This is a genomic window from Cryobacterium aureum, assembly GCF_002954245.1.
In the GTDB taxonomy this organism is placed as follows: Bacteria; Actinomycetota; Actinomycetes; order Actinomycetales; family Microbacteriaceae; genus Cryobacterium; species Cryobacterium aureum.
In genome coordinates, this window is sequence record NZ_PPTG01000003.1 from 1 (window position 1) to 14,513 (window position 14,513).

Here is a 14,513-nt window from a genome sequence, read left to right on the forward strand (position 1 = left end):
TTTCGAGTGTTCGGCGACGGAGGAAAGATCACCGTCCACTCTGGCACGTTTGCGGATCTTGTCGAACCAGGATCTCGACACGTCGTACTCACGCAGGAACGCGGCCACAGCGCCCCGCGGGGCGTCCAAGGGCCAGTGAGCGACGAGCATCCGAATGTCTACGCGAGACGAATTCTTCACCATTCATGAACTGTGACGTTATCGAGAACTGCCCACGATGACCTGAGACACAAATGCGTAACTCACAGTGAGACTTCACAGGCAAATTTCTCGACTTTTCAGCGCGAAACTCACACTTCGGTGGCGCTCACCATGCCAAAGACTCGGCCGCAGCCTCGGTCAGCTCGATGATGTTGTCGAGCAGGGCCGCCATGGTGTCGGATCTCAGCAGCACGATCTGGTCGAGCGGCCCGACCGGGGCGATCGCGGCAAGCTGCCAGGCAGCGGCAGTCGGGTCGTGGGAGAGCTCCACGTCGGGCGACCATTCCTGGTCCCTGAATTCGCTCGCGAGCGACAGGGTGCGACGCACGAGTTGTTCGGCCTGTTCGCGGCGCGGTAATAGTGCGTCGTCCCATTCCAGGTCGGGCAGTTCACGCACCGTGGCGAGTGGATGCGGGTCCTCCGGCATCCACTCGGTCACCTCGATTCTGCGCTCACCCTGAACGACCAGACCGAGGTAGCCTTCTGGCGCCTCCAGCTGGGTGACCCGGGCGACGGTGCCGATGCTGAAGCGACGTTCGCCGCCGCCGACCTCCTGGCCGCGTTCGATCAACACAATGCCGAACTCGGCCGGCGGGGAATCGAGCACGCGTGCGAGCATGACGAGGTACCGCTCCTCGAACACGCGCAGTTGCAGCGGCATGTAGGGGAACAGCACGGATCCCAGGGGAAACATCGGCAGGGTCGTCATGCTCCCAGCGAACCACGTCGGCGGCGCAGCGCCAAGCCCCCGTCGCGTGTTTTCTGACTCGCCTGGGGCAGCGGTTGGGACATCGGCGACTCCGCCGCTGGGCTCGGGATTGGGCCATAGGCAGCGACACTGTTCTGAGCACAGGCGGCTTCGCCCGGGGCGAATCGATCGGGACATTCTCGGGGAATCGATGGAGACATCCGTGGGGTCGGCGGTGGGGTCGGCCGGTTTCGGCGCGTAGCCTAGAAGAGCTGCGCGCAACCCGCGCAACAGACGAGAGGCTCCACGTGGACATCACCCTGCTGGCACATTTCGTGGCGGCCGCTGAGGCACCCGATTTCGCCCGCGCCGCGCAGTCGCTCGGTGTCTCCCGTGACACCCTCAGCGCGTCGGTGAAGCGGGTCGAAGCCGAACTCGGTTACGCGCTGTTCGATCGTGCCGCCGAGAGCACGACCCTCACTGAGATCGGGGTTGCCTTTCTCGACGACGCGCGGCTCGAGCTGGCCCAGACTGCCGGTCGCGGCGGGCAATCCGGCGGCGGTTCAGGTGGTTCCGGCGGCGGCAAGGCGAAGGCCAACAAGGGCAAGGGCCGCGCCCCCGCGGTGAAGGGCCAGCCGAAGCTTGGCAAGAAGCGCCAGTCGCGCTAATTCCCGGCACTTTCACAAAGCGCGGGAGCTGCGCCGGTGCGCGCGAGGCACAACTCGCGCGCAGCGGCGCAGCTCCCGCGTACTGGCGCACCTCCCGCGCAGTGCGAATCCGGGCGCTTGGCTCCATCTCGGCGGCCGTCAGCCACGGGAATCCGACCGGTCAGAGCTCGGTGACCTGCCCGGCCTCGACCTTCCAATGCCGATCGGTGTGCACGTTGGCGAGCATGCGCCGGTCGTGGGTGACGAGCAGAAGTGTTCCCTCATAGCTGTCAAGCGCCTGCTCGAGCTGTTCGATAGCGGCGAGATCGAGGTGGTTGGTAGGTTCGTCGAGTACGAGCAGGTTGACGCCGCGCGCCTGCAGCAGCGCCAGACCGGCGCGGGTGCGCTCCCCCGGCGAGAGCTCACCGATCGGGCGGTTCACGTGGTCGGCTTTCAGCCCGAACTTGGCCAGCAACGTGCGCACCTCGGCGGGCGAAAGTTCGGGAACGAGCAACTCGAAGCTCACGGCGAGAGGCCGGACACCGGTCAGCAGCGCCCGGGCCTGGTCGATTTCGCCGATCATGACGCTGGGGCCGAGGAGAGCGGTGCCGGCATCCGCTTTCTGACGGCCGAGCAGGGCGCGCAGCAGCGTCGATTTACCGGCGCCGTTCGGGCCGGTGATGCCGATGCGTTCGCCGCCGTTGACCTGCAGCGACAGCGGGCCGAGCACGAAGTCGCCCTGCCGAAACTCCGCGTTGCTCAGCGTGGCCACGACCGCACTGGAACGCGGGGCCGAACCGATGGTGAACTCGAGCTGCCACTCCTTACGGGGTTCCTCGACCTCGTCGAGGCGGGCGATGCGGCTTTCCATCTGCCGCACCTTCTGAGCCTGCTTCTCGCTTGACTCGACGGAGGCCTTGCGGCGGATCTTGTCGTTGTCTGGTGCCTTCTTGATGGCGTTTCGCACGCCCTGGCTCGACCATTCCCGCTGAGTTCTGGCCCGGCCAACGAGGTCGGCTTTCTTGGCAGCGAACTCGTCATAGTTCTCCCGGTTGTGCCGGCGCGCCGTTTCGCGTTCCTCGAGGTAGGAGTCGTAGCCGCCACCGAACACCCGATTTGCGCCCTGGGCGAGGTCGAGTTCGAGCACCCGGGTCACGCAGCGGGCGAGAAATTCGCGATCGTGGCTGACCAACACGACGCCGCCGCGCAAGGCCCTGACGAAGGCTTCGAGGCGTTCCAGCCCGTCGAGGTCGAGGTCGTTGGTGGGCTCATCGAGCAGCACAATATCGAATCGGGAGAGCAGCAGAGCGGCGAGCCCGACGCGCGCGGCCTGGCCGCCGGAGAGCGCCGTCATCAGGCTGTCGGCGGTGAGTGTGGTGCCGAGCGCGAGGCCGAGGTCGGCGAGAACGAGGGGCAGCCGCTCGTCGAGGTCGGCAGCGCCGCTGGCCAGCCAACGCTCGAGCGCGGTCGAATAGGTGTCGGCCGGGTCGGCACCATCAGCGCGCCGCTGCGTATCTCCGAGAGCGGATGCCGCGGCATCCATTTCGCGCGTCGCCTCGGCACAGCCGGTGCGCCGGGCGATATAGCCGACGATGGTCTCGCCGGGAACTCGTTCGTGCTCCTGCGGGAGCGCGCCGACGAAGGCGTCCGTCGGGCTCAGGGTGATGGTGCCGGCCTGCGGTTCGGTGAGCCCGGCCAACAGGTTCAACAGGGTGGACTTGCCCGCGCCGTTGGCGCCGACCACGCCGATGACGTCGCCGGGGGCGACCGTGAGGTCGAGCGCTTCAAAAAGGGTGCGGTGGGCATAGCCGCCGGCCAAGCCCTTGGCCACGAGTGTTCCGGTCATTGCTCAATGGTGCCATTTATTGCGCGGTCTCAGTGACGGCACGGATTCAGCGCACCGAGGCGTGCACAGCTCAGTAAAGTGAACTGCAGACGGTGGATCAGCATCACGCGCACGCCAGCGCGAGGCCGCAATCAGAAAAGCACACATGATGAAAAACGACACGACACCCGCCGAACCGACGAAGTTTCCCATCGCTCCGGTTGCGCACACCGCACTGCAGAAGCGCGTGGTGCGGGTACTCATCACCGGCCAGATTCTGGGCGGCATCGGCATGGGCGCGACCCTGTCCCTCGGCGCGCTGCTTGCTGCCCAGTTGTCGGGGTCGAGTGCCTGGTCGGGCATGGCCGCGACTATGAGCACCCTCGGCGCCGCGATCGTGGCCATACCGCTCGCTCGGCTGGCCCAGGCCCGCGGGCGTCGCGTGTCGCTCGCGACCGGCTCGCTAGCCGCCGGCACGGGCGCGATACTCGCCATCACCTCGGTGTCCGTCAACAGCTTTCCGCTGCTGCTTCTCTCGCTCATGCTGCTCGGTGCTGGCTCGGCCACCAACCTCCAGGCCCGCTTCGCGGCCACCGACCTCGCCACCCCGAGCTTTCGGGCCCGCGACCTGTCAATCGTGGTCTGGTCGACCACGATTGGCGCCGTACTCGGCCCGAACCTGTTCGGACCGGGCGAAGTGCTCGGCGCAGCGATCGGCCTGCCAGTGATGACGGGTGCTTTCGCCTTTTCCCTCGCGGCCACGGTCGCCGCCGCCTTCGTCTACGCGCTCGGGCTGCGACCCGACCCTCTGCTGACCGCGCTGGCCGCACGCACGGGCAGCGCGGGCATCCGTCGGGCCAGTGGCGGTCTGGCCATTCTGCGCGGCAACGCCGCGGCCCGTTATGCCGTCGTGGTCATCGCCCTCAGTCACGCCACGATGGTGGCCCTGATGTCGATGGCGCCGGTGCACCTGCGCGACCACGGCGCGACCCTCACGATCGTGGGGCTGACCATCAGCCTGCACGTGGCCGGAATGTACGCCCTCTCCCCCGTGTTCGGCTCCCTCTCCGACCGGCTCGGTCGCCTACCGGTCATTCTCGGCGGGCAAGCGCTACTGGTAGTCGCCCTCACTGTGGCCTGGCTCAGCGACGGATCGCAGGGCACCATGACCGTGAGCCTGATCTTTCTGGGATTGGGCTGGTCGGCATCCGTCGTGGCCGGTTCGGCACTGGTATCTGAGGCCGTCGACATTGAGGATCGCTCCTCGCTGCAGGGATTCTCCGACCTCTCCATGAACGCGGCCGGTGCCCTCGGCGGCGCGATCGCCGGGCCAATCCTGGCACTGGCCGGATATTCTGGGCTCGCCCTCGCCGCCATGGCGCTCGTCGCCGTCGTGGTCGTGTGGTCGGTGGTGCGACTGCGCGGCACCCACGCCTGACGACTTCTTCAATATACCCCATAGGGTATATAGTCACACCAAGGCCACCATAGGCATCACCGAGATAACGTTCGACGCGACCATCATCAACAACGCCATGGTGCTCGTCGACTTCTGGGCCTTATGGTGCGGACCGTGCCGCAACTTCGCCCCGACCTTCACCGCGGCGTCGGAGAAGCACCCCGAGATCACCTTCGCCAAGGTGGACACCGAGGCCGAGCAGGCCCTCGCGTCGGCGGCCGGCATCCGCTCCATCCCACCCTCATGGCCTTTGTGCAGCGTATGCCTCACCCTGCTCTTTCTGGAGACGGCCTTCGGCATCTACGTGAGCTGCGAACTCTCCCAGGTTCTCCCGGACGAAGCCCACGCTGTACCCCGGCGACACCTGCAACTACACGCCGCCGCCGCGTGGCCGCAACGCTGCGGTCACACCGCGACGGTGAGTAGCGGATGCCGCCGGTCGCGAGAATTCGCGGCCCCCGGCATCCGTTCTGCCGCCTTCAGGCCGAGCGTCGCCAGCCAGTAGCCGCCTCCTGCTCGAGGGGGGTGGCGGCGGACAGGTGTGCGACCAGCGCCCAGCGCCCAACTGCGATTGAGCAACAGGTTAGCCGCCGGATGCTAATGGGGGCCCACAGCTAAGCCTTCGCCGCCGCTTTGGCAGCTCGCTTGGTCTCGCGCACGCGGGTGAGCGATTCTGGATCGACGATGTCGGCCACCGATCGGAAAGACCCTTTTTCACCGTAAGGAGCGGATGCCTCGCGCCAGCCGTTCGCGTCGACCCCGAGTCGCTTGCCGAGAAGCGCGAGAAAAATCTTCGCCTTCTGCTCGCCGAATCCGGGCAGCGCCTTCAAACGGTTCAAGATCTCGGGGCCGGTCGGGTTGTCAGCGGTCCAGATCGACGCCGTGTCGCCGTTCCAGTTGCTCACGATGACTGCGGCGATCTCCTGCACGCGTTTGGCCATGGAGCCCGGAAACCGGTGCACGGCCGGCGACTGGCGGAACACGTCGACGAGAGCATCGGCGTCGTAGCGGGCGATCGTTGCGGGATCGAGGGCACCGATGCGGTCGCGAATCTTGGCCGGGCCGGCGAAAGCAGTCTCCATGGCAATCTGCTGGTCGAGGAGCATGCCTACGAGCAGGGCGAACGGGTTCTCGCTGAGGAGAGCGTCGGCGTCGGTATCGCCGGTGAGGTGCAGGGTCATTCGCCCATTGTGCCACTTCGGGCGCGCGGCGTGCAGTGACGCTTGGAGCCCCAGCCGTGCGATCGACCCCGCACAGCGCGTGCAGCACACTAGGAAATTAGACGAGAAACGGACCGAAATTCCTGGACACAACTATGCTGTGCTTACCACCCACACGGGGAAATTAGACGATACGCAGGAATGGCGGTGGGCCCAATGCGCGGACGCGGAACAGGTCTTATCGGGATCATCTATCTCGTCATCGGAATAGTGGTCGCCGCCACGCAGGGGTATCTGGTGGCGTGGAACATTCCCGGCAACATTCTGGAGGGTTTGGCGGCCATCGTTCTGTGGCCGCTCGTTCTCTTCGGGGTTGATCTGCACTCCCTGATTGCCTAGCGCGTCTGCCCAGGGCCACCTCCCAGTCGCAACGACGGACGCAACGCGCTGCCAATTAGAGGGCTCTAACTCACGGGATTGAGCCTGAATCCCAGCTTCAGGTCCACTTGGAAGTGGTCTACGGCGCCGTCCACGATATGACCTTTGATCTGGACCACCTCGAACCAATCCAGGTTCTCCACCGTCTCGCTGGCGCGCCGAACCGCGTTGGCGATCGCCTCGTCGGAACCAACTTTCGACGTGCCGACCACTTCGATAACACGATAGCTATTGTCAGTCATTGTGAGCTCCCTGGCTGTTCGACGTTGAACGGATAGCGTCACGCTACCGCGTACTGAGGTCCTGCAACAGCCACGGGTGCAAATGGCTGACCATGCCGCAGAGAGTCAATACGCAGGACGTGGTCTAGAGGATTACTGGTGCCCGACTCACACGATTCGCTCGAACACCATCGTCGCTTGGACACGATCGCCGCCTCCGAAGCCCTTACTGCCCGACGCCGCGGTGGTAATGGTGTGCAGTCGGTAGCCGAGCGCGGCCTGCGAATTAATCGCCTTCTCCAGCTCCGTAAGATTGCCGGAGCCAGTGCCCAAAAACTTCTCCTTGAGCACGATCTGGATCACTACGTACATGCCATCTGCCGCCATCTGTGCTTCACCTTCACCGCCCCGCAGTCGGAGCATCATCTGAGGAAACCAAGGTTACAGGTGTTGGACGCAATCGCCGCCCAGTAGATTTCGTCACCCGCGAACATCAGGAGCAGAGTCATATCTACCGACGTCGGTGTCGATCGAGGCTCAAGCCTGCGCAGCCATCGGTGCTGACACAGTCATCGGTGGCGAGCATTGCGCGAAGCGCGATGCTGCGACGCTACTCCCTGCCGTCCTCAAGTGGGATGAGCATGGTGCGGAACGGACCGGCTACGTCGTGGAGGTCCCAAATGCGATCGGCGACGCCATCAATGCCGTTGACTAGCTGCAGCTGTGGGATACCGCCAGGAATCACCAGTTGGTTGACACGGATGCCCTCACCCTCGAGTGCATCATGGAGCATCTCGCCGTAGGCGCTCTCGGCGGGAAACGCGATCGACGTTCCGGCGAAGCCGGCGCGGGCCTTCACCGAGGTTCCGCCGTTGATCATGATGATGCTGCCGCTACCTGCCTGCTGCATCGCCGGAAGCACCGCACGTACCGCGTGGATGAGCCCAAGGGCCGAGAACTGCAGTGCCTCTAACGCCAGCTCGGGCGTCATTTCAAGCACCGGCTTCAGGTAGTCGCGCGACGGGAGCGGGCTATATTGCAGCGCGGTGATGGGCCCGAGCTCTGCTGCGGCACTCGCCAGGGCAGCTTCGAGCGACGCCGGCGTGCGGACATCCGCAAGGTAAGCACTCGCGGTGAAGCCGGCAGCGGTGAGCTCGGCTGCCATGGCGTCTAGTTTCGACTGGTTTCTGGCGATCAGGGCAATGGAGAAGCCTTCGCGCCCGAACCTTCGCGCAACTGCTGCGCCGAGTCCTGGTCCGGCTCCGATGATGGCGATGACTGGCACGATGGTCTCCTTAGATTGATACTTCTGTCGAATCTCGCGAGGAGCTTAAGCCTAACCGCCCTTAGTCGAGGGAACTGTCACGCGACCTTCAGCGGTGTGATCGATGCAACCTTGTCCCGCAGCGCCCGGCGCTCGCGACGCAGCTCATAGTTGGACTGCAGGTTCATCCAGAACTCTTCCGATGTTCCGAAGTATCGCGCCAGGCGGATCGCCGTGTCGGCCGTGATACCCCGCTTGCCGTGCACGATCTCATTGATCCGGCGCGGCGGCACCCCAATGCTGACCGAGAGCTTGTTCTGCGTGATCCCGAATCCATCGATGAAGTCCTGCATCAGGATCTCTCCCGGATGGATCGGCTCGATCAGTGCATAACGCAGCGCGTCAATAACGCTAGACGTTAAAGCGGAACTCGACCACGTCGCCGTCTTGCATAGCGTACTCTTTGCCCTCGATTCGGGCCTTGCCCTTGGAGCGAGCCTCGGCGATCGAACCGGCGGCCATGAGGTCTTCGAAGGAGAAGATCTCGGCCTTGATGAATCCCTTCTGGAAATCGGTGTGGATGACTCCGGCGGCCTGCGGCGCGGTCCAGCCCTTGTGAATGGTCCAGGCGCGGCACTCTTTCGGACCGGCCGTGAGGTAGGTCTGCAGGCCGAGGGTGTCGAAGCCGATGCGGGCGAGCTGGTCGAGGCCGCTCTCGGCCTGGCCGGTCGAGGCGAGCATCTCGGCGGCGTCCTCGACGTCGAGTTCGCTCAGTTCGCTTTCCAGCTTGGCGTCGAGGAACACAGCGTTGGCCGGAGCGACGAGCGCGGCGAGGGTGTCGAGCTTGGCCTGGTCTTGCAGAACGGCCTCATCAACGTTAAAAACGTAGATGAACGGCTTGGCCGTGAGCAGGCCCAGTTCACGAATCGGCTCGATGTCGAGCGAGGCCGAGGACAGCGGCTGACCGGCGTCGAGGATGGCCTGCGCCTTGAGCGCGGTCTCCAGCACGATGGCGGGCAGCTTGCGCCCCTTGACCTCTTTCTCGAAGCGCAGCACGGCTTTCTCGAGGGTCTGCAGGTCGGCGAGGATCAGCTCGGTATTGATCGTCTCCATGTCGCCGGCCGGGTTGACTTTGCCGTCGACGTGCACGACGTCGGGGTCGGCGAATCCGCGAATTACCTGGGCGATGGCATCCGCTTCGCGAATGTTGGCGAGGAACTTGTTGCCGAGTCCCTCCCCCTCGCTTGCCCCACGCACGATGCCGGCGATGTCGACGAATGACACCGGCGCCGGCAGCAGGGTCTTGCTGCCATAGATTGTCGCCAAGTCGGCCAGGCGCGAATCGGGAAGGTTCACGATTCCAACGTTGGGCTCGATCGTGGCGAACGGGTAATTCGCGGCGAGCACGTTGTTCTTGGTCAGGGCGTTGAACAGGGTTGACTTGCCCACATTGGGGAGTCCGACGATTGCAATAGTAAGAGCCACGAGAGACCATTCTACCGGCCACGTCGCCACGCCCTTCGTCGGCGGCTCGTGTCGGTGGCTCGTGAGAGCATAAGTCGTGCTCAATTTCACCGCGATCGATTTCGAAACCGCCAACTCCTCGGGCGCCTCAGCGTGCTCCGTCGGGATGGTGAAAGTACGTGACGGAATCGTCGTCGATTCGGCCTACTGGCTCATCGCACCGCCGCCCGGCCACGACGAGTTCTCCGAATGGAACACCCGCATCCACGGCATCACCGCAGCGGATGTCGTGGGCGCGGCCACCTGGGCGAAGCAGCTTCCGCAGCTGGTCGCCTTCGTGGGCGACGACTATCTCGTCGCCCACAACGCCGGTTTCGACCTCGGCGTCATCAAGACGGCGTCGCTCGTGACCGGCCAGCCGGTACCGGATTTTCGCTATGTCTGCAGCCTGCAGGTGGCCCGCCGCACCTATCACCTGGAGTCGTACCGTCTACCGGTCGCGGCCATGGCGGCCGGCTTCGAGGACTTCTCGCACCACAACGCGCTCGCCGATGCCGAGGCGTGTGCGGCCATCATGATCCATGCAGCAGGGCGCCACGAGGTCGACACGATCGAGCAGCTCGCCCACGTGACCCGGGTGAAGGTCGGCGTGATCGGGCCGGTGGCCACCCAGGAGCACGCGTCGACGCACGGGCCAATGGCGCTCAATTAGAACGAGTCTCAGCTGGCCTGATCGCCCCAGGCATTTGGGCTGTTCCGAGTGTCATCCAGCGATGTCAGTGGTCACTGCCAGACTTAAAGCATGGATCCACTGCTGAGTTTGATCGTCGGTCTCGTCGTCGGAGCCGCGCTGGGCGCCCTGTTGGCCATGGTGCTGCTGCAACGCACCCGCGCGGGAGCGACCGGCGCTGGGGGCGAGGGCCCTGCCGTGCTCGAAGCCCGCCACCAGGTAGCCCTCGCCGAGGCACGAGCGAGTGAGGCCACGGTTCGCGCTGCCCTGCAGAGTGAGCTATCGGCCGCTCTCGCCACCGTCGACGGTCTTTCGGCACAGATCGAGCATGACCGAGCCACGGCGCGCGAAACCGTGGAACGGCAACGCTCCGACCAACAACTGCAGTCTGAGAGGGAGAAGCGCGAACACCTCGTACTCGAGGCTCTCAGCCCTGTGCGCGAGACACTGCGCACCATGCAGGAGAAGGTCACCGAGCTGGAGACGCAGCGCAGCGAACAGTACGGGTCGCTGTCTGAGCAGCTCAAACAGGCGCAGATTTCGGACCAGCAGCTGCGGGTGACCACGGAGTCGCTCGCGAGCGCCCTGCGTTCCAACAGCACTCGCGGTGTCTGGGGCGAGACCCAGTTGCGGCGCGTCGTCGAGGCCGCCGGTCTCGCCCAGTACGTCGACTTCAACACGCAGACCAACATCACGACGGATGCCGGTCTCGGCCGACCCGACATGGTCGTGCGGCTGCCCGGCAACAAGTCCATAGCGATCGATGCCAAGGTTCCGCTCGAGCACTACATTGAAGCGAGCACCATTCCCTACACGGCTACCGGCGAAGAGGGTGCTCGCCGTAAGGTGCTGATCGACAAGCACGTGAAGGCCGTGCGCGCACACATCGACGCGCTCGCCAAGAAGACCTATTGGGAAGGCTTTGATGCCAGCCCGGAATTCGTGATCGCCTTCATTCCGAGCGAATCGCTGCTGTCCGCGGCGCTCGAAGCCGACCCGTCGATTCTCGACTATTCGTTCAGCAAGCGGGTAGCCCTGGCGTCACCGGTGAACCTGTGGGCGGTGCTGAAGACGGTGGCCTTCACCTGGCAGCAGCAGGCCGTCACCGACGAGGCGCAGAAACTCTTCGACCTCGGCAACGCCCTGTACCAGCGGCTCGGTGCGCTGAGCGGCCACGCCGAGTCCCTGCGCAAGGCGCTCGAGCGCACGGTGGACAGCTACAATAAATTCGCCAACTCACTCGAATCCCGGGTGCTCGTGACCGCCAGGCAGTTTCCGGGAATCGACCAAACCAAGATCGGGCTGCTCACCGAACCGGCCATCGTTCACGATTCTCCGCGCAAGCTGACCGCGCCCGAGCTGGAGGCACCAGCATCCGTTTCCGTTTTCGACGAACCGGACCTGCCCGTTCACCTGAACGGCGCCGAATTGAATGAGACCAGACACAGCGTGATCAACCGGCGTCTCGCTGATGCCGACGAATCTGATTCCGAGGTCCACGTGTAAGTCGCGCGTCGGGTGCCGTGAACCAAAAACTGCACGCTTCGAGTCTGAACGAACAGACCCGAGACGTGCAGTTTCGATTAGTAGCCCGTTTTGTTTACGAGCTGCGAGCCGATCGAAGCGGCTACAGCCACTTCTCGGCAAGGTGCTCGGCGATGACGCGACGGGCGGTGCCCGACCGCGAGCGCAGCACGATGCTTTCGGTGCGGATCATCGGACCCTTGCGACGTACGCCATCGACGAGTCCGCCGTCGGTCACACCGGTCGCCACGAAGAACGTGTTATCACCGCTGACCATGTCGTCGACTTCGAGCAGCTTGTCGATGTCGAGCCCGGCCGCGACGCCACGAGCGCGCTCAGCGTCGTCCTTCGGGGCGAGGCGTCCCTGCATATAGCCGCCGAGCGCCTTGAGCGCGCAGGCCGTGGTGATGCCTTCCGGGCTTCCCCCAATGCCGACGCACATGTCAATGCGGGTTTCGTAGCGGGCCGCGTTGATGCCGCCGGCCACGTCGCCGTCGAGCATGAGGCGCGTTCCGGCACCGGCGCTGCGAATCGCGTCGATCAGGCCGGCGTGGCGGGGACGGTCGAGCACGGCGACCGTCAGCTCTCCGACTGGTTTCTTCAGTGCTTTGGCAAGCTCACGCAGGTTGTCTGCGATCGACTGGTCGAGGCTGACGACGCCGCGACCGGCGGCACCGGTGACGATCTTGTCCATGTAGAAGATCGACGAGGCGTCGAGCATGGTGCCGCGGTCCGAAACGGCGATGACGGAGACGGCGTTTTGGCGGCCGGCGGCGGTGAGGCTCGTTCCGTCGATCGGGTCCACGGCAATGTCGCAGGCGGGGCCGCGGCCGTTGCCGACGTGCTCACCGTTGAAGAGCATGGGGGCTTCGTCTTTTTCGCCCTCACCGATAACGATGAGTCCGTCGAAGTTGACGGTGCCGAGGAAGGCGCGCATGGCGTCGACGGCGGCCTTGTCGGCGGCATTTTTGTCGCCGCGGCCGATGAAGGGCACGGCACGGATGGCGGCGGCCTCGGTGGCGCGCACGAGCTCCATCGCGAGGTTACGGTCGGGGTGTTGAAACAGAGTGGCGGTCTCGGTGCTGTTCAAAAGGTCCTCCCGGACGTAAGTTCGACTTCGAATACGACGGATGCGCGGCGGGTCGCGCGGATTGTCCGCCCGAGTCACCTTATCGCGCACGGACCACGCCGAGGCGGGCGTCGCTAGACTCGGGTCACACCCCCGCACACTTTCGAGGAGAAGCAATGCCCATCGCAACCCCCGACCAGTACGCCGCAATGCTCGACAAAGCGAAGACAGGCGGGTTCGCCTACCCGGCGTTCAACGTGTCATCGTCGCAGAGCATCAACGCCGTTCTCCAGGGCCTCACCGAGGCCGGATCCGACGGCATCATTCAAGTCACGACCGGCGGTGCCGACTACTTCGCCGGCCACACCGTGAAGAACCGGGCCTCCGGCGCACTCGCCTTCGCTCGTTTTGCGCACTCCGTCGCTGACAACTACCCGATCACCGTCGCGTTGCACACCGATCATTGTCCAGAGGGCGCGCTGGGTGACTTCGTCATTCCGCTCATCGAAGCGTCGGAGTCTGCGGTAGCCGATGGTGGTCACCCCATTTTCCAGTCGCACATGTGGGACGGCTCAGCCATCGCCCTCGACAAGAACCTCGACATCGCGACCGACATTCTGAAGCGCACCCGCGCGATCAACGCCATCCTCGAGGTTGAGATCGGTGCCGTCGGCGGCGAGGAAGACGGCGTGCAGGCCGACGTGAACGAGAACCTGTATACGACCCTCGACGACGCCATCAAGATGGTCGAGGCCCTCGGCCTCGGCGAGCAGGGCCGCTACATGGCCGCCCTCACCTTCGGCAACGTGCACGGCGTCTACAAGCCCGGCAACGTGAAGCTGCGCCCGGAACTGCTCAAGCAGATCCAGACCGGCCTCTCCGCTAAGTTCGGTCTCGCAGCACTGCCCCTCGACTTGGTCTTTCACGGCGGCTCAGGCTCGACCGATGCCGAAATCGCTGAAGCCGTCGCCAACGGCGTCGTCAAGATGAACATCGATACCGACACTCAGTACGCCTTCACCCGCTCGATCGCCGACTACATGCTCAAGAACTACGACAGCGTGATCAAGGTCGACGGCGAAGTTGGCAACAAGAAGGTCTATGATCCGCGCGCCTGGGGCAAGGTTGCCGAGTCGGCCATGGCCGCCCGCGTCGTAGATTCCACCCGCCAGCTCGGTTCAGCCGGGCACTCAAACAGTTAGAGCAAACAGTTAGAGCAATGTCAGAGAACCCGGACTCCGTTCCACCTCCCGCGAAGGACCAACGCCCACGCCCGCAGTACGGCGAACTCGCCCCTGAAGGCTGGACCTGGCAACCTCCGCAGGACACAAACCGGGTTGACCCCGCTCCCGCCCCCACCGCTGGGGCGGGAGCGGGAGCACCATCGCCCGCGCACATCGCGAACGTTCCGGTGACACCCGGTCCACGCACCGTTCCTCGCTGGGATCGTCAGTGGACCATTGCCCTGCTCGTACTGGGGCTGCTCGGCACGACGTATTTCATTTCGTCCCTCCTGGCTCTGCCGCAACTCATGGCGCAAATGTACGCTCAGTTCGACCTCGGCGCCTACGCGTCAAGTCCAGCGATTTCGGCGATCGTCGTTGCCGGAGTCGTCGTGGAATCCGTCGTCTGGATTGCAGCGACTGGCGTGTCGTTCTTGATGCTCAGGCGCGAGAAACGCGCGTTTTACATTCCGATCATCGGCGGAATTATTTCGCTGGTCGTGGTCTTCATCTTCCTCCTGGCGGCGATACTGACCGACCCGACCCTCCTCGAGTTCGCGAGCCGCCAGTAACGCAGTACTACCCCGCGGGACGGCAGCG

General features: G+C 64.6%; 16 protein-coding genes and 2 pseudogenes. 8 read left to right on the forward strand and 10 right to left on the reverse strand.

The window, feature by feature from the left end:
• Window positions 1-183, reverse strand: a pseudogene (locus CJ028_RS21125) (hypothetical protein); the annotation flags it as partial.
• Window positions 184-307: 124 nt separating this feature from the next.
• Window positions 308-910, reverse strand: coding sequence for an LON peptidase substrate-binding domain-containing protein (locus CJ028_RS01890; protein WP_105033600.1), 603 nt, complete (start codon window positions 908-910; stop codon window positions 308-310).
• Window positions 911-1,197: 287 nt separating this feature from the next.
• Between CJ028_RS01890 and CJ028_RS01895 the strand changes: the two genes are divergently transcribed.
• Window positions 1,198-1,557: a LysR family transcriptional regulator gene (locus tag CJ028_RS01895; protein ID WP_105033601.1), complete on the forward strand. Its 360-nt coding sequence runs from the start codon at window positions 1,198-1,200 to the stop codon at window positions 1,555-1,557.
• Window positions 1,558-1,717: 160 nt separating this feature from the next.
• On the opposite strand, the gene CJ028_RS01900 is transcribed toward CJ028_RS01895, so the two are convergent.
• Complete coding sequence (locus CJ028_RS01900; RefSeq protein ID WP_105033602.1) at window positions 1,718-3,382, reverse strand: ABC-F family ATP-binding cassette domain-containing protein; 1,665 nt, start codon at window positions 3,380-3,382, stop codon at window positions 1,718-1,720.
• A gap of 145 nt (window positions 3,383-3,527) precedes the next feature.
• Between CJ028_RS01900 and CJ028_RS01905 the strand changes: the two genes are divergently transcribed.
• Window positions 3,528-4,799 (forward strand): MFS transporter, encoded by a 1,272-nt coding sequence (locus CJ028_RS01905; protein ID WP_105033603.1) that lies wholly within the window; start codon window positions 3,528-3,530, stop codon window positions 4,797-4,799.
• Window positions 4,800-4,848: 49 nt separating this feature from the next.
• Window positions 4,849-5,058: pseudogene (locus CJ028_RS21270) on the forward strand (thioredoxin family protein); the annotation flags it as partial.
• 376 nt (window positions 5,059-5,434) lie between these two features.
• On the opposite strand, the gene CJ028_RS01915 reads toward CJ028_RS21270, so the two are convergent.
• A complete protein-coding gene (locus CJ028_RS01915) occupies window positions 5,435-6,001 on the reverse strand; it encodes an HhH-GPD-type base excision DNA repair protein (protein ID WP_105033605.1) in 567 nt (188 codons plus the stop codon).
• A 195-nt stretch (window positions 6,002-6,196) separates the two neighbouring features.
• Here CJ028_RS01915 and CJ028_RS01920 point away from each other — a divergent pair, with 195 nt between their 5' ends.
• Window positions 6,197-6,379, forward strand: coding sequence for a hypothetical protein (locus CJ028_RS01920; RefSeq protein ID WP_105033606.1), 183 nt, complete (start codon window positions 6,197-6,199; stop codon window positions 6,377-6,379).
• A 65-nt stretch (window positions 6,380-6,444) separates the two neighbouring features.
• On the opposite strand, the gene CJ028_RS01925 is transcribed toward CJ028_RS01920, so the two are convergent.
• The 5 genes from CJ028_RS01925 to ychF all read right to left on the reverse strand — a co-directional run bounded on the left by CJ028_RS01925 (window position 6,445) and on the right by ychF (window position 9,388).
• Window positions 6,445-6,660, reverse strand: a complete 216-nt coding sequence (locus tag CJ028_RS01925; protein ID WP_105033607.1) for a dodecin — start codon at window positions 6,658-6,660, stop codon at window positions 6,445-6,447.
• Between the two features lie 147 nt (window positions 6,661-6,807).
• Complete coding sequence (locus tag CJ028_RS01930; protein ID WP_240607030.1) at window positions 6,808-7,065, reverse strand: DUF4177 domain-containing protein; 258 nt, start codon at window positions 7,063-7,065, stop codon at window positions 6,808-6,810.
• A gap of 184 nt (window positions 7,066-7,249) precedes the next feature.
• Window positions 7,250-7,924, reverse strand: a complete 675-nt coding sequence (locus CJ028_RS01935; protein WP_105033609.1) for an SDR family NAD(P)-dependent oxidoreductase — start codon at window positions 7,922-7,924, stop codon at window positions 7,250-7,252.
• Between the two features lie 77 nt (window positions 7,925-8,001).
• Complete coding sequence (locus CJ028_RS01940) at window positions 8,002-8,301, reverse strand: HigA family addiction module antitoxin (protein ID WP_276309361.1); 300 nt, start codon at window positions 8,299-8,301, stop codon at window positions 8,002-8,004.
• 13 nt (window positions 8,302-8,314) lie between these two features.
• Complete coding sequence (gene ychF, locus CJ028_RS01945; RefSeq protein WP_105033611.1) at window positions 8,315-9,388, reverse strand: redox-regulated ATPase YchF; 1,074 nt, start codon at window positions 9,386-9,388, stop codon at window positions 8,315-8,317.
• Between the two features lie 76 nt (window positions 9,389-9,464).
• Between ychF and CJ028_RS01950 the strand changes: the two genes are divergently transcribed.
• Together CJ028_RS01950 and CJ028_RS01955 are read left to right on the forward strand one after the other, a co-directional pair.
• Window positions 9,465-10,079 carry an exonuclease domain-containing protein gene (locus tag CJ028_RS01950; RefSeq protein WP_105033612.1) on the forward strand — a complete coding sequence of 205 codons (615 nt, stop codon included), beginning with the start codon at window positions 9,465-9,467 and terminating at the stop codon, window positions 10,077-10,079.
• Window positions 10,080-10,169: 90 nt separating this feature from the next.
• Window positions 10,170-11,603 carry a DNA recombination protein RmuC gene (locus tag CJ028_RS01955; RefSeq protein ID WP_105033613.1) on the forward strand — a complete coding sequence of 478 codons (1,434 nt, stop codon included), beginning with the start codon at window positions 10,170-10,172 and terminating at the stop codon, window positions 11,601-11,603.
• A 121-nt stretch (window positions 11,604-11,724) separates the two neighbouring features.
• On the opposite strand, the gene glpX is transcribed toward CJ028_RS01955, so the two are convergent.
• Window positions 11,725-12,657 carry a class II fructose-bisphosphatase gene (gene glpX, locus CJ028_RS01960; RefSeq protein WP_105033643.1) on the reverse strand — a complete coding sequence of 311 codons (933 nt, stop codon included), beginning with the start codon at window positions 12,655-12,657 and terminating at the stop codon, window positions 11,725-11,727.
• 209 nt (window positions 12,658-12,866) lie between these two features.
• Here glpX and fbaA point away from each other — a divergent pair, with 209 nt between their 5' ends.
• Window positions 12,867-13,892, forward strand: a complete 1,026-nt coding sequence (fbaA, locus tag CJ028_RS01965) for a class II fructose-bisphosphate aldolase (RefSeq protein ID WP_105033614.1) — start codon at window positions 12,867-12,869, stop codon at window positions 13,890-13,892.
• Window positions 13,893-13,909: 17 nt separating this feature from the next.
• Window positions 13,910-14,485: a DUF6264 family protein gene (locus tag CJ028_RS01970; RefSeq protein WP_129590352.1), complete on the forward strand. Its 576-nt coding sequence runs from the start codon at window positions 13,910-13,912 to the stop codon at window positions 14,483-14,485.
• Window positions 14,486-14,513: the final 28 nt, after the last annotated feature.